Raw genomic sequence first — 26,790 nt, 5'->3', positions numbered from 1 at the left:
CCGACACAACCAGACAGTCTCATGCCCCACGGAGAACATCGAGCCCGGACCGAAGCCTCCTGCACGCTTGACGAAGAACATAGAGGCACCCCCCGTGGCGCGGTGGGCACCCTCATGCGTGGAGCCCTGGGGCAGTGCCCCGGATCCTGCCTGTGCGGCGCGGTGCGGGCGGCCTCGGGGAATCCCCGGGCAGCCCGCACGTCGGTCACGTCAGTCGTTGGCGATCCCGTTGCCCGAGAGCACCGGGATGTCGTCGACGAGGTGCGACAGCGGCTCGTCACCCTTGGCCTGGGTGGAGTTGTCGGCGCACTGCTGGTTCTGCGGCGAGGCCAGGACGTTGATGTCCTGGACCGCGACCGGCACCAGCACACCGACGAGCGAACCGGCATTGGCCTTGAGCGGCAGGCCGACGCAGGCCTTGTTCAGCGTGCCCTGGACGAGCTGGACCTGCGGGCTGCCGTCGCCCCGGGTCACGCTGTTGCCGAACTCGTCCACGGTGCCGTTGCCGTTGACCGACGTGGTGCCACCGTCATTGCCGATCGCCATGGCCGCGGGGGCCACTGTGGCGGACAGGCCGACCAGGGACACGGCCACTGCTGCGCCGGCCATCATCTTCTTCATCACGCTTCACCTTTCGGAGCGTTCCACTCTGGAACATACTGATCAACCCGCTACGGAAGCGTCGGTTCCGCAATACCACTCAAACGGGTTCGATCCGGCATGAGTTCGATCATCTTCGGTCACCCGTCGACGGCTTCGCCGGAGGTGCGGGCCGCGGGGACCCGGCTTCCCGCGCACGGCCGGTCGGGCCCTGCGGGCGGCGCCGGCTCCTGATCGCCGTGGGTCGCCTGCCACTCGGCGAGCAGCCGGTCGTAGATGGGTGTGCCGTCCTGTGCGTGCCGCTGCCGGCCGCGGGGGCGTTGACTGTCGTACTGGTCCATGAATGGCCCCTACCCGGTGCGGCGGGTGACGTCCGCCGTCGCTACGGCAACCGGCCCAGTCCACCCGTCCCTTCGAGCGCCGTGGCGCCCCGGACGCACGAGTGGGGCCGACGCATCCGGGCGGCCGAGGAACGGCTGCCGTGCGGATGTGCCGACCCCACGGGTGTTTCGGGTACTGCGTGCAGGCGGGATCGAAGCTGCCCGCGGCACGCTCCCCTGCCGGTTCGAACAATCGGCGAGGAGCGCCCGGAGCAGTACGGCCTTAGTTGTTGCCGACGCCGTTGCCGGACAGGACCGGGATGTCGTCCAGGATGTGCGAGAGGGCCTCGTCACCCTTGGCCTGGGTGGAGTTCTCCGTGCACTGCTGGTTCTGGGGCGAGGACAGGACGTTGAGGTCCTGGACCGAGACCGGGACGGCCCCGAGGACCGAACCGACGTTGGCCTTGGCCGGCAGTGCGATGCAGGGCTTGTTGAGCGAGCCCTGGATGAGTGCGAACTGCGGGCTCATGTCGCCGTGGGTGGCGGAGTTGCCGTACGACTGGATGGCGTCGTTGCCGTTGACCGACGTCGTGCCACCGTCGTTGCCGATGGCCATGGCCTGCGGGGCGATCGCGGCGGAGACGCCGACGATCGAAGCAGCGACGGCTGCCGAGGCCATAATCTTCTTGATCATGAAATAGCCCTTCTGGGGTTTTCTGTTGCCCGCCTGTCCGGAGCGTCCTGATCAACTCACGACAACGGGGAAGGTTGTGCCGATTCACTCGAACGGTGCTTCTACGTTCAGTTGTTCGCCGAATTCGCAGCGCCGGAGGAATGCGAAAGGCCGTGGAACAGCGGGGAACTGCCGTGGCGCGACGGATCAGCCGCCGAGCGGCAGGCCGCCCATGAGCGGGGCCGCGCCCTTGGCCGCACCGGTGGCCTGGTCGGCCAGCTTGGTGACGGTGCCGTTCTTCTGCACCGACTCCGCGGCGCCGCCGACCGTGTCGACGATCGGGTCGGCAGCCTGCGGGGCCCTCTCCACCACCTGGTTGACGCCTCCGTTGAGGCTGAAGTTGGGGGCCGTGGCGTTGGTGACGGCGAAGGCGGGAGCAGCCGTTCCGAGAGCAACCACGGAACCGGCAACGAACGCAGCAGTCTTCGCGTACTTCACTTTCGGGTTCCCTTCTGCAGCGGCATCTGTTTCGGTCGCGTACCCGCGCCGCACGAGCCTTCTTTAGCCGTGCCTTCTGCCGCTTTCGCCCTGGGTAACGATTCGGTTGCGACACGGCAACTGGACGGGGCGGGTTTTCTGCGGGACCACCGGATCGAATGTCGGAAAGAAAAGGGGAAGGCCCCGGATCGCATTCGATGCGATCCGGGGCCTTCCGGTCATGAGCGTTCGGCCCGTCCGACCAGAGGTCAGCCGTTGGCGCAGGTGCCACCGAAAGCGGGGTTGATCAGACCGATCACGTCAACGGTGTTACCGCACGGGTTGAGCGGGACGTGGATCGGGGCCTGGCCGCTGTTGCCGGACAGCACGCCCGGGGAGTAGGAAGCGCCGCCCTCGGCACCGGAGTCGGCGAAGGCGGGCGCGGCGGCACCCATCGCCATCAGGGTTCCGGCGGCGATGGCGGCAACCTTGGTGTACTTCACTTTGTTCCCTTTCTTTGACGAAGTCCGAAGCGGCCACGTCTTTCGTGCCGCACGAGCGCGAACCTGATCACTCGTAACTCCGCCGATGTAGTTCGTAACGATTTCAGACCGTAGGCGAAACTCTTCTGGCGGAAGATTCTCGGAAAATCGCCCGAATGACGCAGTATCGATCACTCGATGTCACCGGAAGATCTCCCGATAATCGGATGCGCCAGCGACGGGGGCGGCAGTAACAGGCCCGGGACGCGCGGAGGAGGAATGCCAGCAGCCCAGGCCTGTCGTTACGGCTGGATCAGCTGCGGATCAGCTGTTGCCGGCACCGTTGCCGGAGAGCACCGGGATGCCGTCCAGGATGTGCGACAGCGGCTCGTCGCCCTTGGCCTGGGTCGAGTTCTCGGTGCACTGCTGGTTCTGCGGCGAGGACAGCACGTTGACGTCCTGAACCGCGACCGGGATCAGGCCGATCAGCGAGCCGGCGTTGACCTTGGCCGGCAGGCCGATGCACGGCTTGTTCAGGCCGCCCTGGACCAGACCGAACTGCGGGCTGCCGTCACCGTGGGTCTCGGCGTTGCCGAACGACTGCGAGGCTCCGTTGCCGTTGACCGAGGTCGTACCGCCGTCGTCGCCGATGGCCATGGCCTGCGTCGCGCCCAGACCGAGGAGGGAGGCGGCAACGGCACCCGTAGCCAGAACCTTCTTGATCACGATTAACCCTTCTCGCACCAGATGCCCCGTACCGGAGCCTTCTGGCCAACTCACGGCCGGGCGTTTAGTTCTCTCCATTCACCCGAATGCCGGGGATGCATGAACAGCAGTACGAAACAACACTTCAGGGACTCGCGGACGGAATCGGTCCGCCCGGCTGCTCCCCGGCCCCAGCAGGCATTTTCCGCCCGATGGGTCGAGCATCCGTACATGCTGGACGACGTCGGCACCGGCCCGTACACGTACTCCATTCGTGTGAACACATAATTTCCACGATCTTTCGAGTTTCCTCAACAATTTCTCGTCGTTATGAGTGTCACAAGCGTGCAGTTCGGGCGCTTGACCGGCAGAAGCAAGGACTCTTCACATGAAGCGCACGTCTTCGTGGTCTCTGCGCTTTCCGTAACGCCGCTTGCCGAGTCGCGCACGGGCACCGCCGGGTGGCCACCCGGCGGCCTCCGCACCGGCCTGATGAATGAACTGCGAGCGTTGTGCTCGCACAGAATGTCCTAAGAAGGGGCAATCAATGCGAAAAGCCTTGAGTAAGAGCGTGCTGGTGATGGCGGCGGCGTCAGGGATCCTGACCGCAGCCGGTGGATACGCGTTCGCGGATGCCTCCGCCGATGGCGCGGCCGTCGGTTCGCCCGGCGTCGGCTCGGGCAACAACGTGCAGGTGCCGGTACACGTGCCGGTCAATGTGTGTGGCAACACGGTGAACGTGATCGGCCTGCTGAACCCCGCGTTCGGCAACAAGTGCGCGAACACGGACGGTCAGGGCGGCGGGGGCCAGGGGGCGAGCGCCGAGGGCGTCGCGGCCCAATCTCCCGGTGTGCTGTCCGGCAACCTCATTCAGGCTCCGGTGGACGTTCCGGTCAACGTGTGCGGCAACACCGTCGACATCGCCGGTGCGCTGAACCCGGCTGCCGGGAACACGTGTGGGAACGAGGACGGGCCGGGCATCGAGCCGCCGGTGGTCGAGCCTCCCGTGGACCCCCCCGTGGTCACACCGCCGGTGGTCACACCTCCCGTGGACCCCCCCGTGGTCACACCGCCGGTGGTCACGCCTCCCGTGACACCCCCGGTGGTCACGCCTCCCGTGACACCTCCCGTCACGCCCCCCGTGGTCACGCCTCCCGTGACACCCCCCGTGGTCACGCCTCCCGTGACACCCCCCGTGGTCACGCCTCCCGTGACACCCCCGGTGGTCACGCCTCCCGTCACGCCCCAGACCGGTGAACCGCAGACCGGCATTGAGCCCGGGGGCACCACCGGGCAGCTGGCACACACCGGTGCCGACACCAACCTGGGGCTGGCCGGCGGAGCCGCCGCAGCCCTGGTGCTCGGTGGAACCGTGCTGGTCCGCCGTACCCGCGCCTCGAAGAGCTGACCGGCGCGGTCGACAGTTAAGCGGACCGCTGTCCTTCGGTTAGGGGGCCGGCTCACACCCGGGCAAGGCCCGCGCGGTCCAGGCAGGCCGCGATCTCGGCGGTCTCGGCCGCGTCCAGGCGGCGCATCGGTGCGCTCATCGCATTCGTTTCGATGATCCCGCGCAGCATGAGTGCCGTCTTGAACGCGCCGAGGCCTGCCGCGGTGGCGGACGCCGTGCCGGGACGGGCCGCGCGGACGATGTCGAAGAGCGCGACCAGGCGGTCCTGTTCGGCCCTGGCGGTGGCCCAGTCGCCCCGTACCGCGGCCTCGTGGAGACGTACGTACCCGTGCGGGTCCACGTTTCCGAGCCCGGGGACCGAACCGTCCGCGCCGCCGAGCATCATCGCGTCGACAACCAGTTCATGCCCGGTGAGTACGGAGAAGTCCGGGAGCTCACGGGCGCCGATGGCCAGGCGGCGGAACGATCCGTCGTCGCCGCTGGAGTCCTTGACCCCGGCCAGCACGCCGTCCGCGGCGAGCGGCAGCAGCAGCTCCGGAGCGAGCTTGCTGTGCACGCAGACCGGTACGTCGTAGGCCAGGACCGGCAGGTCGAGAGCGGCGGCGATGTCGCGGAAGTGGCGGTCGATCTCGATGTCGTGCGTGCGCGTGCAGAAGGGGGCGGTGACGACGACGGCGTCGGCGCCGAGCGCTTCGGCAGCGCGGGCCCGCTCGATCGCCCGGCCGGTGGTGGTCTCGATCGCACCGACGAGCACCGGGACCTGACCGGCGCAGGCGGCCGTGATGACCTTGATGACCTCGTCCTGCCGGCCAGGCGTCAGGTAGGCGGTCTCCCCCGAGCTGCCGAGGGCGAACAGGCCACTGACGCCGCCGTCGAGGAGATGCCCCACGACCCGCTCCAGGGAGGGGCGGTCGATCTCGCCGTCCGCGGTGAGCGGGGTGACGACGGGCGGGATCACTCCGGTGTAGCGGGGGTTCCAGGCGGACATGCGGTGCTCCTTGCGGACGGTACGGGGGCCGGGTGCCCGGCGGGGGACGTGGGGTTCTGGGGGTGGACGCAGTGCCAGCGGTGCCCGTCCGGGCCGGAGGCCGCGGCGGGAAAGACCGTGGCGCAGGCGTCGCCGGCCTTCCGGCAGCGGGTGCGGAACGGGCAGCCGGACGGCGGGTTGGTCGCCGAGGGCACCGGCCCGGTGAGCACGATGCGTTCGGTGGTCTCCAGCAGGCTCGGGGTCGCGGAGAGCAGTGCCTCGGTGTACGGGTGCACCGGGGCGCCCGCCACGTCGGCCGCACGCCCTTCCTCCACGATCCGGCCGAGGTAGAGGACGGCGAGGCGGTCGGCGAGGTAGCGCACGGTCTGGACGTCGTGCGAGATGAACACCATGGCCCGACCGGGTCGGGTGCGGTGGCCGCGGTGGGTACGACGGCGGCCCTGGCGCTCCTGGGCGCCGCGGAGGCGTCGGTGAGGCCCTCGGAGAGGACGTTGAGGGCGAGGACGGTGATCAGCAGTGCGAGGCCGGGAAGAACGTGGCCCACCAGCCGCCGGCGAGGAGGATCTGCCAGCCGTAGGCGAGGACGCTGCCCCAGCTGGGGTCGGGGTCCTGCACTCCGGCGCCGATGAAGGAGAGGCTGGCCTCGAAGATGATCGCCTCGGCGACCATGACGGTGGCGAACACCATGACCGGGGCCATGCAGTTGACGGCGACGTGGCGGAGCACGATGTAGCCGCGGCGGGCGCCGATGACCTTCTCGGCGGCGACGTAGTCCTCGCCGTACTGGGAGAGGACGTTGGCGCGGACCACGCGGGCCAGCGACGGGGTGTGGACGAAGGCGATGGTGAAGATGATCACCGGGATGCTGGTGCCGAAGACCGCGACGAGGACGGCGGCCAGTGCGATCGGCGGGAACGACATCACGATGTCGAGGGTCCGCATCACGGACTCGTCGCCGAGCTTGCGCGAGGTGGCGGCGATCGAGCCGAGGAGCGCGCCCGCGACCAGTGCGAGCGCGGTCGCGCCGAGGCCGATCACCAGCGAGTAGCACGACCCGGGCGAAGACGTCGCGGCCGGCCCGGTCGGTGCCGAACCAGTGGTCGCCGCCGGGTGCCTGGACCGGGGTGCCGGTGGTCAGCGGGTCCTGGGTGAACAGGGGGGCGAGTACGGCGCCGAGGACGACGACGATCAGTACGCCGAGGGCGGTGCGGGAGGTGACCGGGAGGGCGCGGAACGCGATGCCCGGTCGGGACAGTTTGTTGGCCAGACGGCCGGTGGCGAACATGTCACACCGTCCTGATGCGCGGGTTGACCAGCAGATAGAGCAGGTCGACGATGACGTTGACCACCAGGAACGCGATGGCGATGGTCAGTACGGTGCCCTGGACCAGGGCGACATCGCCGCCGGTGACACCTTCGAGGATGAGCTTGCCCATGCCGGGCAGGTCGAAGATCGCTTCGATGACGACCGCGCCGCTGAGCATGTAGCCGACCTTGATGCCGAGCACGGTCAGCGGGGTGACGAGCGCGTTGCGCAGCACAGGTGGCCTGTGCGATCCGGTCAGGCGCGGCTGACGTCCAGGAAGGAAAGGCCCGTGGTGGGCAGCGGCTTGAAGCCGGGCAGCGCCTTCTCGTTCCAGGCGGTGGGCAGCTTGCGGTGGAGGATCGGGTAGAGCGCGGCCTCGTCGGCGACCAGGTCGGTGACCTCGCCCCACAGCTCCTTGCGCTTCGCCTCGTCGGCGGCCTTCGCCGCTTTGTCGAGGGTCTGCCTGACCTTCTTGTACGCGTCGGACTTGCCCCAGCCGTAGCGGCTCTCGGGCCAGAAGCCGTAGTAGAACCAGCGCAGCAGGAGGTCGGCGTCGTTACCGAAGACGGACGGGTCGCCGGGGGCGACCAGCACCTCGAAGGCACCCTTGTCGATCTTGGCGTACTGGGCCGGGGACTGGGCGATGTCGAGGGTGACCTTGACGCCGGCCGCCTCCCAGCTCTCCTTCAGCAGCGGGGCGATGTCCTTGACCCAGCCGGTGTCGGTGGTGAGGACGGTGAAGGAGAGGTTCTTGACGCCCGCGTCGGCGAGGAGCTGCTTGGCCTTCGCCACGTCGTGCGTGTAGACCGTGGCGGCCTTGTGGTAGTCGGGGTGGGTGGCGGGGACGTACCCGGTGGCGGCTGCGGCGTTGCCCACCATCGCGGTCGAGATGATCTTCTCGGTGTCCAGCGCGTAGTGCAGTGCCTGGCGCACGCGCTTGTCCGCGAACCGCTTGTCGGCGGTGTTGAACATCAGGAAGAGCAGGCCGAAGGACTGCACGGACTCGGTCTTCGAGGCGCCCGCGAGCCGCTTGACGTCGATGTAGGGGACATCCTCGATGGCCTGGACCCGGCCCGACTCCATGGCGCTGACGCGGGCCGACTGGTCGGACATCAGCCGCCAGATCATCTTCTTGGCCTTGGCCGGGTGCGCGCCGTTGTACTTGTCGTACGCCTCGAAGACGATCTTGTCCTCGCGGGTCGCCTCGATGAACTTGTACGGTCCCGAGCCGACCGGCTTGGCGTCGAATGCCTTGGGGTCGGGTTCGACGATCTTCTTCGGGACGATCCGGGCCACGGCGATGCGGGACGGGAAGAGCGCGAATGGGTACTTCAGCTTGAACTCGACCGTGCCGGCGTCGATGGCCTTCACCGTGTCGATGAAGGGCACGAACTGCGCCATGAGCGAGGCGTTCTTCGGGTCCAGGATGCGTTCGAAGCTGAACACCACGTCGTCGGCGGTGACCGGTGATCCGTCGTGGAAGGTCGCGCCCTTGCGGAGCGTGGCCCGGTAGGTGGTGGCGTTGATCTTCTTCGGCATCTCGGTGGCCAGTGCGGGACGGGCCACGAGTGTTGCCGGATCGAGATCCACGAGAGCCCTCGAAGATGTGCATATTGGCGGCGTACGGAGTCGCGCCCGAGGTGATCATCGGGTCGAAGCCGGTGAGAGGGGGTACGAGAGACCGGCCTCGATGAGGCCGCTGCCGCTGCCCTTGTCCGCCGTGCCGTCAGCGGTCGAGGACGGTCCGCCGCAGGCGGAAAGGCTCGCCGTGATGGCTGCTGCCGCACCGACAGCGCCGGTGTATCGCAGGAAGGTGCGGCGCTCGACACCGGCTGGTCTCAGCTCGGGCACGGGTCCTCCAGGGACGTCGAAGGTGGAACGTAAGGGCGGAAAACTGGCGGGGAAACGGGTGACGGAACGCGGGATCGCGAGGGATCGAGGAACCGAGAGCATCAGACGTCAGATGTCTGATGCCTTGATAGCGTGGGAACGTAGCTGGACAATCGAGAGGGGTCAAGAGGTGGGGAGTTCACATATGTCCGGTGCGAGGCCCGGCCGGCAGCTGCTCCGGCAGGAAGTCGTCGAGGGCATCAAGCGCTACATCCTCGAAAAGCGGCTCCGCCCCGGGGACCCGCTGCCCACCGAGCCGGCTCTGTGCGAGGCGCTCAGCGCCAGCCGCTCCAGCGTCCGCGAGGCGGTCAAGATCCTCAACGCGCTGGACATCGTGGAGGTGCGGCACGGGCACGGCACGTACGTGGGCAGGCTGAGCCTGTCGGCCCTGGTGGAGAGCCTGACCTTCCGCGGGCTGCTCTCCCCCGACGACGACTTCCAGGTGATGGCCGACCTCGTCGACGTACGCGAGCTCTTCGAGCGCGGGATGGCCGACCGGATCGTCTCGCTGCTCAGCAAGGACCAGCTCGACGCGCTGGACGGCCTGGTCGCCACGATGCGCAGGACCGGCGCCCAGGAGGGGCACGGCTTCGTGGAAGCGGACCGGGCGTTCCACGCGCTCCTGGTGGCGCCGCTCGGCAATGAGCTGATCGGCCAGCTCTCGATGGCCTTCTGGGACGTGTACTCGATCGTCGCGCCGCATCTCGACGGATTCACGCACGCCGACGAGATGGCGACGATCGTGGCCCACCAGAACATCGTGGACGCCGCGCGGGCCGTGGACATCACCGGCTTCATGAAGGCGCTGGTCGAGCACTACGCCCCGGTCAGGCGCCGGATCTCCGAGGCCCGCGCCCGCGACAACGCCCCGGACTGACCCTGCCGCCCGCCCTTCCGGGGAGACGCGACCGGGCCCTGCCGGGACAGATCCTGGTCCGGCGGGGCCCTTGACGGCCGCCGCGAGCGCTGCCTAGGGTCCGTGTGCCGCCAGGACATCTGACGTCTTCTGTCTCGATGCCCGGCATTCACACCCCCGGCGCATCCCAGGAGGGCACCTCCATGCCGTTGACGGACCTCTCGCTCGCGGACTGCCGCGAATACCGGCCTGAACTGCCGGTTCCGGCCGGCTTCGACGCCTTCCGGTCGAGCACCCTGAGCGAGGCGCCCGCCGCCGGCGGCCCGGTGCCGAAGCCGGTGTTCGCGCCCGTGGACACCGGGCTCACCCAGGTCCGTACGTACGAATGTGACATTGCCCGGCTTCGCCGGACGTCCGGTCCGCGGCTGGCTGCATCTGCCGGCCGGGGCCACCGAACCCCTCGGCTGCATGGTCTCGCCGATCCGGGCAGGATCTCCACGGTCCTGAACAGCGACACTCCCGCCACCTGGGTCGTCACCGGTGACAGCATCACCCACGGGGCCCTGCACACCAACGGCCGGCGCAGCTACCCGGAGCACTGGACGGAGCGGGTCCGCTGGGAGCTGGGCAAGCCGAAGAACCGGGACTTCGTGATCGATTCCGGCGTGAGCGGCGCCACCAGCGCCGAACTCGTCGCCATGTTCGAGGAACGGGTCACCGCCTTCTCGCCCCGGGTGGTCTCGATCATGATCGGTACGAACGACATCACGACCTCCGGCCTCGGCCCCGAGGCCTACCGGGCCAACCTCGTCTCGCTCGTCCGCTCGGTGCGGGCACTGCCCGGCTCGCCGGTTCCGGTACGTGAAGGTCCCGGTGACCGTCGCGGCGGGCGCCTCGGGCAGTGTCACGCTCACCGCCACGTACCGGGCGAGCGGCAAGCAGGCGTCCGGCAGCGCGACGGCGACCGTGACTCCCTAGACAGGGCCTAAGGTCCGGCCCCCGGGAGGCGCCGCGCGTTCCCGTCCCGCGCCTGCCCTCGCACGGGTGCGACGATGTGGGCGTCCAGCACCTCCCGGAGCGTCGGAACAGGCGGTAGCACGGTGGCAGTGACAGGTTTACGCATCGGGGTGGTCGGCGGCAGCATCGCCGGCTGCGCGATGGCGATCGCGGGGGCGCGGGCCGGGGCGGACGTCACCGTCCACGAGCGCAGCGACGGTGCGTTGCAGGACCGGGGATTCGGCATCGTCATCCCTCCGCCGCTGCATCAGGAGCTGGTCGCGGGCGGGTATCTGGGCGCGGACATGCCGACGGCACCGGTCGCCGCCCGGGTCTGGCTCGCACGGGCGCCGGGGCGTCGGACGGCACGTGAGCTGGCACGGCAGCAGGCCCCGGTCGCGGCGTGCAACTGGGGTCTGCTGTGGCGGGCGTTGCGCTCGAACATCGGGGGCAGCACCTACCACCGCGGGCGGCCCGTCGGCTCCGTCGTCCGTACCGCCTCCGGCGGCGCCCTGATCCGTACCGCGGACGGCGAGCGGGAGTACGACATCGTCGTCGGGGCGGACGGGCACCGGTCCGTCACCCGCGAACTGATCGCACCCGAGGTGCGGCCGGTTCCCGCCGGATATCTGGTCTGGCGGGGCACGATCCCGGCGAGCGCGCTCCGCGACCATCCGGAGCAGCTGGCACTGCTGGAGACCGCCTGGGTCACCCTGGGCTTCCCCGGCGGACACGGTGTCTTCTATCTGATCCCGGGAACGGAACCGGGATCGCGGCTGCTGGCGTACGCCATCTACGCGCCTCCCCCGGCGTCGGTGACGGCAGCGGGGTCCGGTGCCCCGGTCTCCGCCGCGTACGTGCGGCACATCGCCGGGGAACACTTCCCCGCGGAGTGGGCCGACATCGTCGCCCGGGGCGAGCACACCTCCCAGGCGCTCCACCCGGTCGCCGACTTCGTCGTGCCGCGGGCGGCGGAGCCCCCCTTCCTGCTGGCCGGCGACGCGGCGAGCGTGACCCGGCCGCACACCGCGAGCGGGGCGGTCAAGGCGCTCCAGGACGCGTTGTGCCTGGAACGGTCGCTGCGCGCGTCCTCCTCGGCGGCGGAGGCCCTGCACCGGTACGCGGAGGAGCGTTCCGCCGAGGGGGCCCGCCTGGTCGGACTCGGCCGCAGGCTGGGGCGGGAACTCGTCGAGAACACGCCCGACTGGCCGACGATGGGGCCGGCCGAGGTGGACGCGCTCAGCCGCGCCGCGTTGAACGGCGCCGACAGCTATCTGTACGGCAGCGTCCAGCGGCAGTGACGAACCCGGTCGCGGGGCCGGGTCAGCGGCCGGGCCGTGCGGTCGGAGCCGCGTCGGCGGTCGGCGCGGCCATGTCCACGACCCGGTCGGCGGCTTCCGCCACGGCGGGGTCGTGCGTGGCCACGACCGTGACGCAGTCGTCCTGGCGGGTGCGTTCGGCGAGGAGCGCGGCCAGTTCGCCGGCCTGGGACCGGTCGACGGCCGCCGTCGGTTCGTCGATCAGCAGCAGTTTCGGGGAGAGGAAGAGCGCACGGGCCAGGGCGACGCGCTGGCGTTCGCCGCCGGAGAGCTGTTCGGGGCGGTGGCGCAGGCGATGGCCGAGGCCCACCCGGCCGCCCCGGGCTGCTCGCCGCGGTCGTGGAGGACGCGATGCCGCGCTGGACGGACGCCATCCGGGCCGGCATGTCGGCGGCCGGTACGCCGGAGGAGAAGATCGCCGCCCATGTGTCGTCCCAGCTGGAGCTGGTGCGTGGCGGGGAGCACCGGATCGCCCAGGCGCCGGCCGGGGTCCGGGACGCGGCGGTGGTACGGGAGAGCGCGGTGCGCGCCCACCGTGAGCTGCTCACCCCGCTGATCGGCGCGCTGACCGAGCTGGGCGAGGAGGGCCCGCGGCGCACGGCGCTGCTCCTCCAGGGCATCGTCAACGCGGCCACGACGGCGATCGAGAGCGGCGCCGACCCCCGAGCGGTGACGGACCGGGCGTTCCGGATGGCCGTCACCGCGATCACCGGGGCGACGCCGGGGCGGTGAGGGACCGGGCGGCCCCTCGCCTCCGCCGCCGGAAGCCGTCCGTCACCCCGGCTGCGGGACCGGCGACGGTGCGAGGCGGGTGCGGATGCCGTCGAAGTGGGTGCGCATGGCGCGCACCGCGCGTTCGCCGTCGGCCGCCGCGACCGCCGCGACGATCTCGCGGTGCTGGGCGCAGGTGGCCATGGGGTCCTGATGGCCGTCGTCGAGATCTTCGCGCACCCGGTCCATGGCCGCCCAGAACGCGTCGAGCACCTCGCTGAGCAGGTGGTTGTCGAGCGAGGCGTAGAGCGCGAGGTGGAAGGCGCGGTCGGTGCCGCGCGCCACCCGGCCGCCGTCGCGGGCCTCGGCGTCCATCTTCGCGACGAGGCCGCGCAGCACGTCGAGGTCCTCGTCGGGGATGCCGGCCGTGACGGCGCCGACCAGACCGGCCTCCAGCGCCTCCCGCACCTTCATCAGCTCGAAGAGGCCCGGCTCCCCCTGCCGGTGACGGACGGCGGCGCGGAAGGCGAGCCCTTCGGCGAAGGGTGACAGGGAGAGCGAGCCGACGAAGGTGCCGTAGCCGCGGCGGATCTCCACGACGTTGACGGCCTGGAGCGCCTTGAGGGCTTCGCGCACCGATACCCGGCCGGCCCCGAAGAGCTCCATCAGCTCCGCCTCGGTGGGCAGCGCGTCACCGGGGCCGAGTCTGCGTTCCAGGATCAGCTCCTTGAGCCGACGCTCTATGTCCTGAGCCATGGTGGGGCGCGGCACAACATCCTCCCGAGGTGCGATTGCCCCTTGACCGGTCACAGGAGCATCTGTTTAAGGTGAGCCAGACATAGGACATCTTACGTCTCACGTCTCGATCCGTGCAGCTGCCTCGGGCCACGGATCGGCGCATCGACCGAGCTGGAGCCCTCACCATGTCCCTGACCTCACCGCTGCACGGCGTCGTCCCGCCGGTCTGCACCCCGCTCGACCCCCGGGGGGAGGTCGACACCGCGTCCCTCGCCCGGCTCGTCGAGCACCTCATCGGCGGTGGTGTGCACGGGCTGTTCGCGCTCGGCTCCACCAGCGAGGTCGCGTACCTCACCGACGAGCAGCGCGCCACGGCGCTGGAGACCGTGGTCAATACGGCCGACGGCCGGGTCCCGGTCCTCGCCGGTGTCATCGACACCACCACCGCTCGTGTCGTCGAGCACGCCAGGTCCGCCGCCGAACTGGGTGCGGACGCCCTGGTGGCGACCGCACCGTTCTACACCCGCACCCACGGCAAGGAGATCGCCCAGCACTTCCGGCGGCTGCGCGCGGCGGTCGACCTGCCGCTGTTCGCGTACGACATCCCGGTCGCCGTGCACAGCAAGCTCTCCCCCGCGCTGGTGCGCGAACTCGCCGAGGACGGCACGCTGGCCGGCCTCAAGGACAGCAGCGGCGACGAGGGCGGACTGCGCCGCCTGATCGTCGAGCTGGGTGGCCGCGAGGGCCGCACGGACGGACCGGCGCCGCGCTTCAGCATCCTCACCGGCTCCGAACTCACCGTGGACGCGGTCCTGTTGGCCGGGGCCGACGGTGTCGTGCCGGGCATCGGCAATGTCGACCCGGCCGGTTACGTACGGCTCTACGACGCCGCGCGGGCCGGGAAGTGGGAGCTGGCCGCGAAGGAGCAGGAGCGGCTCGTCGAGCTGTTCGCCATGGTCGACGCCGGTCCGGAGGCGGACATGGGCCGCAGTTCCTCGGCGCTCGGCTCCTTCAAGGCGGCGCTCCAACTGCTCGGCGTCATCGCCTGCGGCGACACCGCCTTCCCGCAGATCCAGCTGAGCGCTGAATCCGTCGCCCTGGTCTCCCAGCGCCTGCGCGCCGCCGGCCTGCCGCCGGTCCGATGAACGACCTCTCCCGGCCGTCCGCCGACAGAACAGGTGCCGCGGTGATCGGGCTCGACCTCGGCGGTACGAAGATCGCCGCCGCACTCCTCGGACCCGACGGCACGATCCTGTCGCGGCACACCCGGCCCACCCCGGCCCGGGACGGCGCGGCGGCCGTGCTGGACGCACTCGCCGGGGCGGCCGCGGCCGTCGATCCGGGGCGGCTGGCCACGGCGCTCGGCATCGCGGCGGCCGGGGTCGTCGATCCCCGTACCGGCATGGTCACCAGCGGCACCGACTCCATCCGCGGCTGGGCCGGCACCGCCCTGGGCGCCGGCCTCGCGGACCGCACCGGATATCCGGTGGCCTGCGACAACGACGTACGCGCCACGGCGGGTCCGGAACTCGCGGCGCTGACGGCGGACGGCGGACCGGACCGGGCGGACCAGGGGTCGCTGCTGTTCGTGGCGGTCGGTACGGGCGTGGGCGGCGCGATAGCCGTCGACGGGCGGATGCTGCACGGCGCGGCCGGTCTCGCCGGGCATCTCGGCCATCTGCCCAGCCCGGAGGCCGCCGGACTGCCCTGCACCTGCGGCGGCGCCGGACACCTGGAGGTCATCGCCTCCGGTCCAGGCATCGCCGCCCACTACGCCCGGCTGACCGGCGCCCCCGTGGACCGGCTCGAAACCGTCGCCGCGCGGGCCGGGCAGGGCGACGCGTCGGCCGTCCGCGCCATCACCACCGGCGCGACCGCCACCGGCCAGGTGCTCGGCGGGCTCGCCAACGCGCTGGGGCCCGACCGGGTCGTCGTCGGCGGCGGTGTGCCGCGGATCGGCCCGCTGTACGGGGACGCCCTGGCCGCCGCCTTCACCGCGGAACTGATGCCGCCGCTGCGCGGACTCGTGCCCCGGGCGCCGCTGTTCGGCGCCGACGCGGCGGTGCTCGGCGCCGCCGCCCTGACCACCACACTTCCCCTCCACCACCCGGGAGTCCTTCGATGACCGCTCAGGAACTGGCCACCACCCTCCAGGGCAAGCTGATCGTGTCCTGCCAGGCGCCCCCCGGCGATCCGATGCGGGAGACCGGCACCCTGGTCCGGCTCGCCCGGTCGGCCGTGGCCGGTGGCGGCGCCGCGATCCGCGCCAATGAGCCGGAGGTCGTCGCCGCGATCGTCGCGGCCGTGGACCTGCCGGTCATCGGCCTGTGGAAGGACGGAGACGTCGGCGTCTACATCACCCCGACCGTCCGGCACGCCCTGGCGGTCGTGGAGGCCGGTGCCGATGTGGTCGCCGCCGACGCCACCGACCGGCCGCGCCCCGACGGCTCCACCTTCGCCGAGCTGGTCGCGGCGGTGCACGGGGCGGGCGCCCTGGTGATGGCCGACGTCTCCACGCTTGCCGAAGGCATCGCGGCGGCCGGGCAGGGCGCGGACTTCGTCTCCACCACCCTCTCCGGCTATGTGCCGGGCACGCCGGAGCAGACCGGCCCCGATCTCGGCCTGGTCTCCGCGCTCACCGCCGCGATCGACGTCCCGGTGGTCACCGAAGGCCGTATCAACACCCCCGAGGAGGCCGCCGAGGCCCTGGCACGCGGCGCCCACAGCGTCGTCGTCGGCACCGCCATCACCGCACCGACCGCCCTGACCGCCCGCTTCGTCGCAGGCATCGCCCGGCCCTGACCTTCCCCCCACCACGCGGGCCGGCGGCTCAACGACGAGCCCCGTCCCGCATCCTGGAGTCACCGTGCAGATCACATCACCCGCCGAGCTCCCCTGGTATCGAGAAGTGAGCGGTACCCAGTGGAAGTCGTTCTTCGCCGCCTGGATCGGCTACGTCCTCGACGGCTTCCGCAGCCGGGCCAGCGGCTTCCTGATCTCCGGTTTCTCGGTCGGCTCGGTGCTCGCCGCCCAGGTCTACAACTGGGTGGTGCCGTCGCTCGGCTGGCGGTGGATGTTCTACCTCGGCCTGATACCGATCGCCATCGCGCTGTGGATGCGGCGGGCGCTGCCCGAGGCCGAGGAGTGGACGGAGAGCGTCGCGGACAAGGGTGCCAAGCCCAATCCGTTCCGGCCGCTGTTCGTGACCCGGGGCCGGGCCGTCGTCAATACGGTCCTGGTCGTCGTCGCCACCGTCTCGCTCTTCCTGGTCTTCACCCCGGGCGGCGCCGGAATGGTTCCGGTGCTCTCGGTGGTCGCCGGACTGACCCTCGCCGCGTTCGCCGTGCAGATGGGCGGGAAGCGCAGCTGGGTGCTGTATCTGTCGATGATCGTGACGCTGTTCTTCGCGTTCCTGTACTCGTGGCCGATCCAGGCGCTGCTGCCCACGTATCTGAAGACCGAACTCGGCTACTCCACCGACCAGGTCACCGACGTCCTGTACTTCGCGGGCTTCGGGACCATGGTCGGCTGCTGGACCGCGGGCTTCCTCGGTGACCGGATCGGTGCGAAGAAGGCGTACGCGCTGACGCTGCTCGCTTCGCTGGCCTTCGTGTACCCGGTCTTCGCCGTGCACGACAATCTGCTGCTGCTCGGCATCCTGCTCTTCCTGCTGCAGGCGACCAGCTTCGGCATCTCCGGGCTGCTGCCCCGATACATCGGCGGGCACTTCCCGACGGCGAGCAGGGGCGCGGCGCTCGGCTTCACCTACAACGTGGGGGCGCTGGGCGGTGCGGTTGCTCCGGTCCTGGGGGCGCATCTGGCGTCCGGGATGGATCTGGGGCAGGCGCTGGCCGTGCTGACCTTCGCGGGCACGGTGATCGTGGTGCTGCTGGTCGGGTTCGACGTACCGGCCCGGCTCAACCGGCTGACCGATCCCGATGCCGAGCCGGACCATCTCGCGGTGCCGCCGGCGACGGAGCGCGGCGGGGCCTCGCGCACGAAGGCCGCCTGCTGACCCGACGGGAGCGCGGGCGCGGGGCGGGCCGGGGCGGTGGAGAACCATGCCCGGCCCGCCCCGCGCTCCCGGTGCCAGCCGGGACCTAGAACGGTCCAATACTGAATTGCTGGTGCAGTGAGACGCCGCGCGTCTCACTGCACCTGTCGGCCGAACGTCAGGCCGCGATCCGCTCGAAGACCGCGGCGAGACCCTGTCCGCCGCCGATGCACATGGTCTCCAGCCCGTACCGGGCCTCGCGGCGGTGCAGCTCGCGGGTCAGCGTGGCGAGGATACGGGCGCCGGTGGCGCCGACCGGGTGGCCGAGGGAGACGCCGGAACCGTTGACGTTGACGCGCTGCTCGTGGTCCTTCTCGCCGAGGCCCAACTCGCGGGTGCAGGCGAGCACCTGGGCGGCGAAGGCCTCGTTGAGCTCGATCAGGTCGAGGTCGGCGAGGGTGAGTCCGGCGCGGTCGAGGGCGGCCCGGGTCGCCGGGACGGGGCCGATGCCCATCGTCGCGGCGGGCACCCCGGCACGGGCGAAGGCGACCAGCCGGACCAGCGGGGTGAGGCCGAGCCGTTCGGCGGTGGCGGCGCTGGTGACCAGGCAGGCGGCGGCCGCGTCGTTCTGGCCGCTGGCGTTGCCCGCGGTGACGGTCGCCTCCGGGTCGGACTTCGCCATGATCGGGCGCAGCGCGGCGAGTTGTTCGGCGGTGGTGTCGGGGCGGGGGTGCTCGTCGGCGGTGACGACGGTCTCGCCCTTGCGGGTGCGTACGGTGACCGGGACGGTCTCCGCTTCGTACCGGCCCTCCGCCGCTGCCCGGCCGGCGCGCTGCTGCGAGCGCAGGGCGAGGGCGTCCTGGTCGGCACGGCTGATGCCGTAGGCGCGCCGGAGGTTCTCGGCGGTCTCGATCATGCCGCCCGGAACGGGATGGTTGACGCCGCCCGCGGTGACCCTGCCCCGGGCCAGCGAGTCGTGGAGCTGGAGGCCGGGGCCCTTGATGCCCCAGCGGCCGTCGTGCGTGTAGTACGGGGCGGCGCTCATCACGTCGACGCCGCCCGCGACGACGACCTCGCTGAACCCGGCCCGGATCTGCATCGCCGCGTCGAGCACGGCCTGGAGGCCCGATCCGCAGCGGCGGTCGACCTGGGAGCCGGTGACGGTCTCGGGCAGTCCGGCGTCGAGAGCGGCGACCCGGCCGATGGCGGGGGCCTCGGCGGAGGGATAGGAGTGCCCGAGGATCACCTCGTCGACGGCGGCGGGGTCGATTCCACTACGGGCCACGACCTCGGCGATGACGCGTGCGGCGAGTGCGGCCGGCGTCTGCTGCGCGAACACTCCGCCGAAACGGCCGATGGGGGTGCGCAGTGGTTCACAGATGACGACATCGAGCTGCTGATCGGGCACGGCGTGACCTTTCGGAGGCGAGTGGCGTGTGCCGTCGACCCTTGCACCCGGCGACTGAGGCGGTCCAATATCCAGTTCGCCCTGGTTCAAGACGTGGCGCGTCTCAATACCGGCTTGCGGCGGTTCGCCCCGCGGCCGGGCCCGACGGCGTGGGCAGGGCCTCCTCCGTCACCGCCAGTACCGCCCGCAGCGCGGCGGAGGGGTTGTCGGCGCGCCAGGCCAGCGCCGCCTGGAGCCGGATCGGCGGGCCGGCCAGGGGCCGGTAGACGAGGCCGTTCTGCTGGATGTGCTGGACGGAGGTGACGGTGAGCGTGACGCCGACACCCGCGGCGACCAGCGCCAGGATGGTGTACGAGTCGGGCGCCTCCTGGACCACCCGGGGGTTGAACCCGGCGGCCTCGCAGGCCCCGACCATCGCGTCGCGCACGGTGGAGCCGGTGTTGGCGGGAAAGGAGACGAAGGGCTCCTCGGCCAGGACGCCGGTGGGGACGCTCTCCAGCCGGGCGAGCGGGTGATCGAAGGGCAGCGCGCACACCAGCTCCTCCTCGTCGATCACCCGGTATGCCACTCCCGGCTGGGTCACCGGCAGCCGGACGAAGCCCAGGTCGAGCGAGCCGTCGGCGACCCGGTCGAGGGCGACGTTGGCGTAGGTCTGCCCCTTCATGACCAGTTCGAGGGCGGGGTGGGCGGCGCGCACGGCCCGGGTGAGGAGCGGCAGCGTCTCGTGGCTGGAGGCGCCCGCGAAGCCGATGGTGACCCGCCCGTACTCACCGCGGCCCGCCGCCTTCGCGGCACGCACCGCGGTGTCGAGGTCGTCGAGCACGGTCCGTACCGGCTGGAGGAAGGACTCCCCCGCGCTGGTGAGCCGCACCGACCGGGTGTTGCGTTCGAAGAGCTGGACGCCCAGCTCCTTCTCCAGCCGGCGGATCTGCTGGCTCAGCGGCGGCTGGGCCATCTGCAGCCGTTTCGCGGCCCGCCCGAAGTGCAGCTCCTCGGCCACGGCGACGAACGCGGACAGATGACGCAGCTCCATGCACGCTCCTTCGGCCGCCGGCTGCCGGCCGTCGTCGGTGACCGGTCGGTGACCGGTGACCGGTGACCGACTGATCCGATTCATTAATCAGACGTCTCGATACGACCTTAATTTGGTATTGGACAGCAATCAATAGCCGCTGACACGGTGGGGCGACGCGCATACCCAGGACGCGCCAGCAGAGCCGGAGGAGCACCGTGGCCACGACGGACCGGAAAGACAAGACGATGTCGATGAAGGCGGCGATCGCCGCCTTCGTCCACGACGGCGGCACCGTCTGTCTCGAAGGCTTCACCCATCTCGTCCCGACCGCCGCGGGCCACGAGATCATCCGCCAGGGCCGCCGCGACCTCACCGTGGTCCGGATGACCGCGGACATCGTGGTGGACCAGATGATCGCCGCGGGCTGTGTCTCGCGGCTGGTCTCCTCCTTCGTCGGCAACTCCTCCGCCGGGTCGCTCGGCGAACTGCGCCGCCGCATCGAGACCGGTGAACCGGCGCCGCTCGCCTTCGAGGAGTACAGCCACTACGGAATGATCTGCCGCTACCTGGCCGGCGCCCAGCGGCTGCCGTTCCATCCGCTGCGCAGCTACGGCGGCAGCGACCTGCCGTCCGTCAACAGCGGTCTGCTCAAGGTCACTTCGCCCTACCCAGGCCCGGACGGCGAGCCCGAGCAGATCTATGTCGTACCACCCGTCAACCCGGATGTGACGATCATCCACGCCCAGCGCGCCGACCGCAGCGGCAACACCCAGATCTGGGGCCTGACCGGCATCCAGGCCGAGGCGGTGTACGCGGCGGACAGGGCGGTCGTCGTCGTGGAGGAGATCGTCGACGACGAGGTGATCCGCTCGGACCCGAACCGCACGCTCGTCCCCGCCCACGCGGTCGACGCGGTCGTCGTCTGTCCGCGCGGCGCACACCCCTCCTTCGCGCAGGGGTACTACGACCGGGACAACGCCTTCTACCGGACCTGGTCGCACATCAGCAAGGATCCGCAGCGGCTCCAGGAGTGGCTGGCCGAATGGGTGCTCGGGACGGCCGACCACACGGAGTACGTCGACAAGCTCGGCGAGGAGTACTGGGCGGGCCTGGCGGTCGGCGAGGCGCTGAGCCTGCCGGTGAACTACGGGCGGCGGCTGTGAGCGGACAGGCAGGACAGGCAGGACAGGCAGGACGGGCAGGACGGGCAGGACGGGCAGGACGGGCAGGACGGGCAGGACGGGCGACGGAATCAGGACACGCGAAGGAACGCGCCATGCCCATCACCACCACCGCACCGGACAGCATCACCTCGTCGGAGCTGCTCTCCGTCGTCGCCTCCCGTGAACTGGCCGCGCGCCGCACCGTGTTCGCCGGCATCGGCCTGCCGACGCTCGCCACCGAGCTGGCGCATCTGACGGTCGCCCCGGAGATCGAGGTCGTGTACGAGTCCGGGGTGTGCGGCGCGCACCCCTCGCACCTGCCGGAGACCATCGCCGACGCGGTCCTGATCACCGGTGCCGAGGCGGTGCTGTCGATGCCCGCGCTCTTCGGCTGTGTCCTCCAGGGCGGCCATATCGACGTGGGATTCCTGGGCGCCGCGCAGATCGACCGGTGGGGCAATCTCAACACGTCCGTGATCGGTGACTGGGACAGCCCCGCGGTCCGGCTGCCCGGTTCCGGCGGTGGCATCGAGGTGATGGCCAACTCCCGTGAGGTCTTCGTCGTGATGCGCCGCCACAATCCGCGTTCCTTCACCGGGACCCTCGACTTCTGCACCGCCCCCGGCCCCGACCGGGCACTGGCCGAGGGCATCCGGCCGCTGGGCGCCGGTGTCACCCGGGTCATCACCGAACTGGGCATCCTGGCCCGCACGGGCGTCGGCGAGGAGCTGAGGCTGGTCGCCGTCCACCCCGGCGTCACCGTCGAGCAGGTACGGGCGGCCACCGGCTGGGACCTGAAGGTGGCCGGCACGGTCGGGACCGTACCGCCGCCGACGGAGGCCGAACTCCGCCTGCTGCGCGAGGACGTGGACCCGGAACGCGTCTATCTTCGCTGAGACGGATCACATGTCACAGCCGCTCGCTTGGACGGATCACATGTCACAGCCGTCCGCTGAGGCAGTTCACATGTCACAGCGGTTCGCTTGGACGCATCACATGTCACAGCCGCTCGACCGGACGGATCACATGTCACACCCCGAGAGGACCGCAACCACCATGCGTATCAGGATCGTCGGCGCCGGGGCCATGGGCCGCGGCATCGCCCAGTGGGCGGCGACCGCCGGACACACCGTCGAGCTGTGCGACGTGCGCACGGAGGCCGTGACGGCCGCCGTGGACTTCGTACGGTCCATGCTCGAACGGGCCGTCCAGAAGGGCCGGATGTCCGCCGAGGACCGCGCTGCCGCCCTGGAGCGGCTGGTCCCGCTCGACGACCCCTGGGCGGAGGGGCCGGACGTCGAGCTGGTCGTCGAGGCCGTGCGGGAGGACCTCGACACCAAGACGGAGGTCTTCGGCAGGCTGGAGCGGGTGCTGCCCGCGACGGCGGTCTTCGCGACCAACACCTCGTCCCTGTCGGTCACCCGGATCGCCGCGGCGCTGAAGGACCCGACGCGCCTGGCCGGGCTGCACTTCTTCAATCCGGTACCGCTGATGAAGATCGTCGAGATCGTGCCCGGCGCGGCCACCCGCCCGGAGATCCCGCCGGTCCTCACCGCGCTCATCGAGAGCTGCGGGCACCGCGCGGTCACCGTCGCCGACACTCCCGGCTTCCTGGTCAACCACGCCGGCCGCGGTCTGGTCACCGAGGCCCTCGCGCTGCTGGAGGAGACGGTCGGCGAGCCGGCGGACATCGACCGGATCGCCCGCGACGTACTGGGCCTGCGGATGGGCCCGTTCGAGCTGATGGACCTCACCGGGCTGGATGTGACGGCCGCGGTGATCGACTCGATCTGGCAGGGCTTCCGGTACGCGGACCGGCTCCGCCCCTCCTACCTCACCCCCAACCGGGTGGCGGCCGGACTGCACGGCCGCAAGACCGGGCACGGCTGGTACGCGTACGGTCCCGAGGCGCCCGCCCCCGCGCCGGAACCGCCGGTCACCGGCGACGCGGACCGTCCGGTGTTCGTCCACGGCACCGCGGGGCAGGACCGGGACGCGGCCACGCTGCGGGCGGCTCTGACCGCCGCGAGCGCCGTCGTCGAGACCGGCACCGGGCCGTCCGCCGAAGCCCTGGTACTGGTTCCGGTCTGGGGCACCGCGGTCGCCGAGGCGGTCGCCGGGAACGGACTGCCCGCGGGGCGCACCTTCGGCGTGGACCCGCTGCCCGCGGCCGGCCGGCGCCGGGTGCTGGCCGTTACCCCGGCGGCGGACCCGGCCGCCGCGCGCGACGCCCACGCGGTGCTGGCCCGCGCGGCGGAGGGCGACGAGCCCTGGGCGGTCTCGATGGTGCGGGACACCGCGGGCTCGGTCGCCCAGCGGCTGCTCGCCTCGATCGTGTCGGTCGCGGCGGGCATCGCGGAGCGCTCCATCGCCGCCCCCGCCGATATCGACCTGGCCGTCACCACCGGACTCGGCTACCCCGTCGGCCCGTTGGCCTGGGGCGACCGGATCGGCGCGGACCGGATGCTGGAGCTGCACCGGGCGCTGCACCGCACGACGGGCGATCCGCGCCACCGCCCGAGCCGCTGGGTCACCGAACGCGCCCAGCTCGGTCTCGCGCTGACGGACCCGGGCACCTCGCCCGCCGACTGCACGACCGGCGCCGCGCCCTCGTAGGGCTCGTAGGGCTCGTAGGGCTCGTAGGGCTCGTAGGGCTCGTAGGGCTCGTAGGGCTCGTAGACGCGTGCGGGGGTGCTGTCGGCCGGCTGCGGTACTCCCGTTCGCACCCGTCCTCGCGGACGTCCGTTTCGTACAAGACCCGCGCCAGGACCCGGCATACGGTCGGGGCATGACTCCACGCATGGACGCGATCGGCATCGTCACGGCGGATCTGGCCGCATCGCTCACCTTCTACCGCCGGCTCGGCCTCGACATCCCCGCCGGAGCGGAATCCGCACCCCATGTCGAAGTGACGCTGCCGGGCGGGCAGCGACTCCTCTGGGACACCGAGGACGTCACCCGCTCCTTCGACCCCAGATGGACCCCGCCGACCGGCGGCGACCGCCTCTCACTGGCCTTCCTGTGCGACAGCCCGGCAGAGGTGGACGCGGTGTACGACGACCTGACCGGCGCGGGATACCGGGGGCATCTGAAGCCGTGGGACGCGGTGTGGGGGCAGCGTTACGCGACGCTCCTCGACCCGGACGGCTGCGCGGTGTCGTTGTTCGCCGCCAACGGCTGAGAGGCTGTCGGGTGACCTCGGATCGGAAAAGCGGACGCGGTCTGGTGCGTGCGGTTCCAAGGCGGAGGAGGGAGGCGACGCGGAGCGTCGTCGACCGACGACAACGCGGGAAGCGTGCGTGCCAGGGCGTGGCCGCCCGGTCCGAGGTCACCCGACAGCCTCTGAGGCCGGGGGCCCGGACGCGAACGGCTACTGGGCGAGGTGGGCGGTCAGGGTGGTCCCGGCCAGGTCGCGCATCTCCCGGGCGAGATGGGCCTGGTCGGTGCAGCCCGCCTCGACCGCCGCCTCGGCGTACGGCGTCCCGGACCGTGCGAGGGCGAGCGCGCGCTGCAGCCGCAGGACCCGGGCGAGCGTCTTGGGCCCGTAACCGAAGGCCGCGAGCGAACGCCGGTGCAGCTGGCGGGCGCCGAGGCCGGCCCGGTGCGCGGTGTCCGCGACGGACCGTCCGGCACCGAGCCGGCCCGCGACGTACCGCATCAGCGGGTCCGGCGGTGCGCTCTCGGCCGCCCGGCGCAGCGCGATGTTCTCCAGCGCGGCAGCCGGGTCGGGCGCTTCGGCGAGCTGCTCGGTGAGTACGCGGACCCGTTCTCCGGACCACAGGTCCGCGAGCTCGACGCGGCGGTCGCGCAACTCGTGCGCCGGCACACCGAGCAGCGCGGGGGCCGTGCCGGGTGCGAAGCGGATGCCGACGCACTGCCCGCCGGCCGGGGCGGACGGCGTCGCGGCACGGGTGTCGGGTCCCGCGACGAGCAGCCGTCCACCGGTCCAGAGCAGGTCCATGCAGCCGTCGGGCAGCACCGGATGGACCGAGCCCTCCGGCACGCCCAGTATCCACACGATCGCACCGTCGAACCGCGACGTCCGCTCTTCGTACCTGTCGCCCATAGCCCCACACGCTAATCTCGTCGGCGGACGGAATCGGCTTCCCGGGGGCGGTCATGACGGCACTGATGGAGTTCACCACCGACAACGGCGCGACGGTGACGGTCGAGGTCGACCGTCACACCCAGGGCGCGCAGCTGGTCGCGCTGGGCGACGACAACACCCTGGCCAGGGCCGGGCGTACGTTCGACAGCGCACTCACGGGCATCCGGTCGGCGGCCGAGTCCGCCCTCGCGGTGTTCCGGGACGGCGACCTGAAACCGGACGGTGTGGAGCTCGAATTCGGGGTGAAGATCACGGCGGAGGCCGGGGCGGTGATCGCCAAGAGCGCGGTCGAGGGCCATCTGGTGGTCAAGCTGTCCTGGTCTCCCGGCGCGACCCCGTCGGTTCCGGCGGCACCGACCGTTCCGGCACCCGCGCCCGCCCCCTAGGCCCTGTCGCCGGGCACGCTCAGTCGTCGGACGCGTCGTCCGGCTTATCCGGGTTCGGCTTGTCCGGGTTCGGCTTGTCCGACTCCTTGTCGCGGCTCGGTTGAAGCCTGGACTTCACATCGTCCGGCGGCAGGAACTTCGACCAGCGCTCGGGGAACTCGGACGGCATGTAGGGGCTGTCGCCTTCATCGTCGCCCTCGTCGTCGTCCTCGTCATCGTCGTCCCAGTACCCGTCGTCCTGGTTCCCCGCCTGCGCCCGCGCGACCAGCTCCGCCGCCTGGGCCGCGCGTACCCGGTCGTTCGCCGCGCGGGCGGCGGCCGTCGCCAGCGAGGGCCACACCCGGTCGATGGCCGCGTTCACCGCCGCCCCCACCAGCACCGCGAACGCGGAGATGCCGATCCACAGCAGGACGGCGATCGGGGCCGCCAACGAACCGTAGATCGTGGGCCCCTCGACCGTACTGGTGAGATAGATCCGCAGCAGGAAGCTGCCGAGCACCCACATCGCGAGCGCCACCAGCGCACCGGGCATGTCCTCGATCCAGGGCGAACGGACCGGCACGGACACGTGGTAGAGCGTCGTGAGGAACGCGATCGACAGCAGGATCACCAGCGGCCAGTACAGGACGCTTATGAGCTCGGTGCCCCATGGGACGAACTCCACGACCCGGTCGGGGCCGACGACGAGCAGCGGCAGCACGACGGAACCGAGCAGCAGCGCGACGACGTACAGCAGGAAGGAGAGCAGTCTCGTCTTGACGATGCCGCGCTGGCCGTCGAGGCCGTACATCACGGTGATCGTGTCGATGAAGACATTGACCGCGCGGGAGCCGGACCAGAGCGCGATGGCGAAGCCGATCGAGATGACATCGGGCCGGGCGCCGGTGGTGACGTCCGCCAGGAGCGGCTTGGCGAAGTCGTTGACGCCCCGCTCACTGAGCACGGTCTGCGCGGCGTTGAGGATGTTGCGCTCGATGGAGGCGACCGTGGTGGTGCTGGTCCACTCGTCGACGTATCCGAGCAGCCCGATCAGGCCGAGGAGCAGGGGCGGCAGGGACAGCAGGGTGAAGAACGCCGCCTCGGCGGCGAGCCCGAGAATGCGGTACTCCATGCACGAGTTGACGGTGTCCTTGAGCAACTGCCAGGCCATCTGCCGCTTGGATACGTTGCGGTAGAGGACTCGGGCCCGGTGGAGCCGGCCCGGTGGCCGCTCGGGTGTTTCATTTGCTGCCTGCACATCCTTACCG

Annotated in this window: 26 protein-coding genes and 5 pseudogenes; 14 read left to right on the top strand and 17 right to left on the bottom strand. The window is 71.1% G+C overall.

What is annotated here, in order from left to right:
* Positions 1-210: 210 nt before the first annotated feature.
* The 6 genes from ACFVX4_RS35720 to ACFVX4_RS35695 all read right to left on the bottom strand — a co-directional run bounded on the left by ACFVX4_RS35720 (position 211) and on the right by ACFVX4_RS35695 (position 3,278).
* Positions 211-621 carry a rodlin gene (locus ACFVX4_RS35720; protein WP_389985784.1) on the bottom strand — a complete coding sequence of 137 codons (411 nt, stop codon included), beginning with the start codon at positions 619-621 and terminating at the stop codon, positions 211-213.
* Between the two features lie 119 nt (positions 622-740).
* Positions 741-941 carry a hypothetical protein gene (locus ACFVX4_RS35715; RefSeq protein WP_389985781.1) on the bottom strand — a complete coding sequence of 67 codons (201 nt, stop codon included), beginning with the start codon at positions 939-941 and terminating at the stop codon, positions 741-743.
* A 262-nt stretch (positions 942-1,203) separates the two neighbouring features.
* Positions 1,204-1,614: a rodlin gene (locus ACFVX4_RS35710; RefSeq protein WP_389985778.1), complete on the bottom strand. Its 411-nt coding sequence runs from the start codon at positions 1,612-1,614 to the stop codon at positions 1,204-1,206.
* Positions 1,615-1,800: 186 nt separating this feature from the next.
* Positions 1,801-2,091: a hypothetical protein gene (locus ACFVX4_RS35705; RefSeq protein ID WP_389985775.1), complete on the bottom strand. Its 291-nt coding sequence runs from the start codon at positions 2,089-2,091 to the stop codon at positions 1,801-1,803.
* 248 nt (positions 2,092-2,339) lie between these two features.
* Positions 2,340-2,573, bottom strand: coding sequence for a chaplin (locus ACFVX4_RS35700; protein ID WP_389985773.1), 234 nt, complete (start codon positions 2,571-2,573; stop codon positions 2,340-2,342).
* 303 nt (positions 2,574-2,876) lie between these two features.
* Positions 2,877-3,278, bottom strand: coding sequence for a rodlin (locus tag ACFVX4_RS35695; RefSeq protein WP_389985770.1), 402 nt, complete (start codon positions 3,276-3,278; stop codon positions 2,877-2,879).
* 526 nt (positions 3,279-3,804) lie between these two features.
* On the opposite strand from ACFVX4_RS35695, the gene ACFVX4_RS35690 reads away from it, so the two are divergent.
* A complete protein-coding gene (locus ACFVX4_RS35690) occupies positions 3,805-4,665 on the top strand; it encodes a chaplin (RefSeq protein ID WP_389985767.1) in 861 nt (286 codons plus the stop codon).
* 52 nt (positions 4,666-4,717) lie between these two features.
* Here the strand turns inward: ACFVX4_RS35690 and ACFVX4_RS35685 are convergent, their stop codons facing one another.
* From ACFVX4_RS35685 to ACFVX4_RS35665, 5 genes and pseudogenes are all read right to left on the bottom strand, one after another.
* On the bottom strand, positions 4,718-5,653 hold the full coding sequence (locus ACFVX4_RS35685; RefSeq protein WP_389985764.1) for a dihydrodipicolinate synthase family protein: 936 nt from the start codon (positions 5,651-5,653) through the stop codon (positions 4,718-4,720).
* Positions 5,620-6,066: pseudogene (locus ACFVX4_RS35680) on the bottom strand (oligopeptide/dipeptide ABC transporter ATP-binding protein); the annotation flags it as partial. The pseudogene ACFVX4_RS35680 and the gene ACFVX4_RS35685, both read right to left, overlap by 34 nt.
* A pseudogene (locus ACFVX4_RS35675) lies at positions 5,988-6,938 on the bottom strand (ABC transporter permease); the annotation flags it as partial. The pseudogenes ACFVX4_RS35675 and ACFVX4_RS35680, both read right to left, overlap by 79 nt.
* Position 6,939: 1 nt before the next feature.
* A pseudogene (locus ACFVX4_RS35670) lies at positions 6,940-7,194 on the bottom strand (ABC transporter permease subunit); the annotation flags it as partial.
* 20 nt (positions 7,195-7,214) lie between these two features.
* Positions 7,215-8,810 (bottom strand): annotated as a pseudogene (locus tag ACFVX4_RS35665) (ABC transporter substrate-binding protein).
* Between the two features lie 184 nt (positions 8,811-8,994).
* On the opposite strand from ACFVX4_RS35665, the gene ACFVX4_RS35660 reads away from it, so the two are divergent.
* From ACFVX4_RS35660 to ACFVX4_RS35650, 3 genes are all read left to right on the top strand, one after another.
* The gene (locus ACFVX4_RS35660; protein ID WP_389985762.1) at positions 8,995-9,726 is read left to right on the top strand and encodes a FadR/GntR family transcriptional regulator; all 732 of its coding nucleotides are present in this window, start codon (positions 8,995-8,997) and stop codon (positions 9,724-9,726) included.
* A gap of 137 nt (positions 9,727-9,863) precedes the next feature.
* Positions 9,864-10,694: a GDSL-type esterase/lipase family protein gene (locus ACFVX4_RS35655; protein ID WP_389985760.1), complete on the top strand. Its 831-nt coding sequence runs from the start codon at positions 9,864-9,866 to the stop codon at positions 10,692-10,694.
* Between the two features lie 117 nt (positions 10,695-10,811).
* Positions 10,812-12,002 carry an FAD-dependent monooxygenase gene (locus tag ACFVX4_RS35650; RefSeq protein WP_389985757.1) on the top strand — a complete coding sequence of 397 codons (1,191 nt, stop codon included), beginning with the start codon at positions 10,812-10,814 and terminating at the stop codon, positions 12,000-12,002.
* Positions 12,003-12,024: 22 nt separating this feature from the next.
* On the opposite strand, the pseudogene ACFVX4_RS35645 reads toward ACFVX4_RS35650, so the two are convergent.
* Positions 12,025-12,336, bottom strand: a pseudogene (locus ACFVX4_RS35645) (ATP-binding cassette domain-containing protein); the annotation flags it as partial.
* A 35-nt stretch (positions 12,337-12,371) separates the two neighbouring features.
* Between ACFVX4_RS35645 and ACFVX4_RS35640 the strand changes: the two are divergent.
* A complete protein-coding gene (locus ACFVX4_RS35640) occupies positions 12,372-12,752 on the top strand; it encodes a hypothetical protein (RefSeq protein WP_389985754.1) in 381 nt (126 codons plus the stop codon).
* A gap of 42 nt (positions 12,753-12,794) precedes the next feature.
* Here the strand turns inward: ACFVX4_RS35640 and ACFVX4_RS35635 are convergent, their stop codons facing one another.
* Entirely contained in the window at positions 12,795-13,502 is a 708-nt protein-coding gene (locus ACFVX4_RS35635) for a FadR/GntR family transcriptional regulator (protein ID WP_389985751.1), read from the bottom strand.
* Positions 13,503-13,654: 152 nt separating this feature from the next.
* Here ACFVX4_RS35635 and ACFVX4_RS35630 point away from each other — a divergent pair, with 152 nt between their 5' ends.
* The 4 genes from ACFVX4_RS35630 to ACFVX4_RS35615 all read left to right on the top strand — a co-directional run bounded on the left by ACFVX4_RS35630 (position 13,655) and on the right by ACFVX4_RS35615 (position 17,484).
* On the top strand, positions 13,655-14,614 hold the full coding sequence (locus tag ACFVX4_RS35630) for a dihydrodipicolinate synthase family protein (protein ID WP_389985748.1): 960 nt from the start codon (positions 13,655-13,657) through the stop codon (positions 14,612-14,614).
* Positions 14,611-15,594 carry an ROK family protein gene (locus ACFVX4_RS35625; protein ID WP_389985745.1) on the top strand — a complete coding sequence of 328 codons (984 nt, stop codon included), beginning with the start codon at positions 14,611-14,613 and terminating at the stop codon, positions 15,592-15,594. The genes ACFVX4_RS35630 and ACFVX4_RS35625 overlap by 4 nt, the downstream gene beginning before the upstream one ends.
* Positions 15,591-16,271, top strand: a complete 681-nt coding sequence (locus tag ACFVX4_RS35620; RefSeq protein WP_389985742.1) for an N-acetylmannosamine-6-phosphate 2-epimerase — start codon at positions 15,591-15,593, stop codon at positions 16,269-16,271. Before ACFVX4_RS35625 ends, ACFVX4_RS35620 begins: the two co-directional genes overlap by 4 nt.
* Before the next feature lie 64 nt (positions 16,272-16,335).
* Entirely contained in the window at positions 16,336-17,484 is a 1,149-nt protein-coding gene (locus ACFVX4_RS35615) for an MFS transporter (RefSeq protein WP_389985739.1), read from the top strand.
* Between the two features lie 157 nt (positions 17,485-17,641).
* On the opposite strand, the gene ACFVX4_RS35610 is transcribed toward ACFVX4_RS35615, so the two are convergent.
* Positions 17,642-18,871 (bottom strand): acetyl-CoA C-acetyltransferase, encoded by a 1,230-nt coding sequence (locus tag ACFVX4_RS35610; protein ID WP_389985736.1) that lies wholly within the window; start codon positions 18,869-18,871, stop codon positions 17,642-17,644.
* 103 nt (positions 18,872-18,974) lie between these two features.
* The gene (locus tag ACFVX4_RS35605) at positions 18,975-19,904 is read right to left on the bottom strand and encodes a LysR family transcriptional regulator (RefSeq protein ID WP_389985733.1); all 930 of its coding nucleotides are present in this window, start codon (positions 19,902-19,904) and stop codon (positions 18,975-18,977) included.
* A 227-nt stretch (positions 19,905-20,131) separates the two neighbouring features.
* On the opposite strand from ACFVX4_RS35605, the gene ACFVX4_RS35600 reads away from it, so the two are divergent.
* The 4 genes from ACFVX4_RS35600 (at position 20,132) to ACFVX4_RS35585 (ending at position 24,230) form a co-directional block, all read left to right on the top strand.
* A complete protein-coding gene (locus ACFVX4_RS35600) occupies positions 20,132-21,049 on the top strand; it encodes a CoA transferase subunit A (RefSeq protein ID WP_389985790.1) in 918 nt (305 codons plus the stop codon).
* Between the two features lie 113 nt (positions 21,050-21,162).
* A complete protein-coding gene (locus tag ACFVX4_RS35595) occupies positions 21,163-21,945 on the top strand; it encodes a CoA-transferase subunit beta (RefSeq protein WP_389985730.1) in 783 nt (260 codons plus the stop codon).
* Positions 21,946-22,105: 160 nt separating this feature from the next.
* Positions 22,106-23,665 (top strand): 3-hydroxyacyl-CoA dehydrogenase, encoded by a 1,560-nt coding sequence (locus tag ACFVX4_RS35590; protein WP_389985727.1) that lies wholly within the window; start codon positions 22,106-22,108, stop codon positions 23,663-23,665.
* A gap of 172 nt (positions 23,666-23,837) precedes the next feature.
* Entirely contained in the window at positions 23,838-24,230 is a 393-nt protein-coding gene (locus tag ACFVX4_RS35585; RefSeq protein ID WP_389985724.1) for a VOC family protein, read from the top strand.
* Positions 24,231-24,419: 189 nt separating this feature from the next.
* Here the strand turns inward: ACFVX4_RS35585 and ACFVX4_RS35580 are convergent, their stop codons facing one another.
* Positions 24,420-25,115: a DUF6597 domain-containing transcriptional factor gene (locus ACFVX4_RS35580; RefSeq protein ID WP_389985721.1), complete on the bottom strand. Its 696-nt coding sequence runs from the start codon at positions 25,113-25,115 to the stop codon at positions 24,420-24,422.
* Positions 25,116-25,168: 53 nt separating this feature from the next.
* On the opposite strand from ACFVX4_RS35580, the gene ACFVX4_RS35575 reads away from it, so the two are divergent.
* Positions 25,169-25,543, top strand: coding sequence for a CU044_2847 family protein (locus tag ACFVX4_RS35575; RefSeq protein WP_266428515.1), 375 nt, complete (start codon positions 25,169-25,171; stop codon positions 25,541-25,543).
* A gap of 19 nt (positions 25,544-25,562) precedes the next feature.
* Here ACFVX4_RS35575 and ACFVX4_RS35570 read toward each other — a convergent pair whose 3' ends face one another.
* Complete coding sequence (locus tag ACFVX4_RS35570; RefSeq protein ID WP_389985718.1) at positions 25,563-26,780, bottom strand: YihY/virulence factor BrkB family protein; 1,218 nt, start codon at positions 26,778-26,780, stop codon at positions 25,563-25,565.
* Positions 26,781-26,790 lie beyond the last annotated feature (10 nt).

It is taken from the genome of Streptomyces sp. NPDC058240, from assembly GCF_042882135.1.
GTDB lineage: Bacteria > Actinomycetota > Actinomycetes > Streptomycetales > Streptomycetaceae > Streptomyces.
Note: the sequence above shows the minus strand (reverse complement) of the source record. Positions and strands in the feature narration are given on the sequence as shown.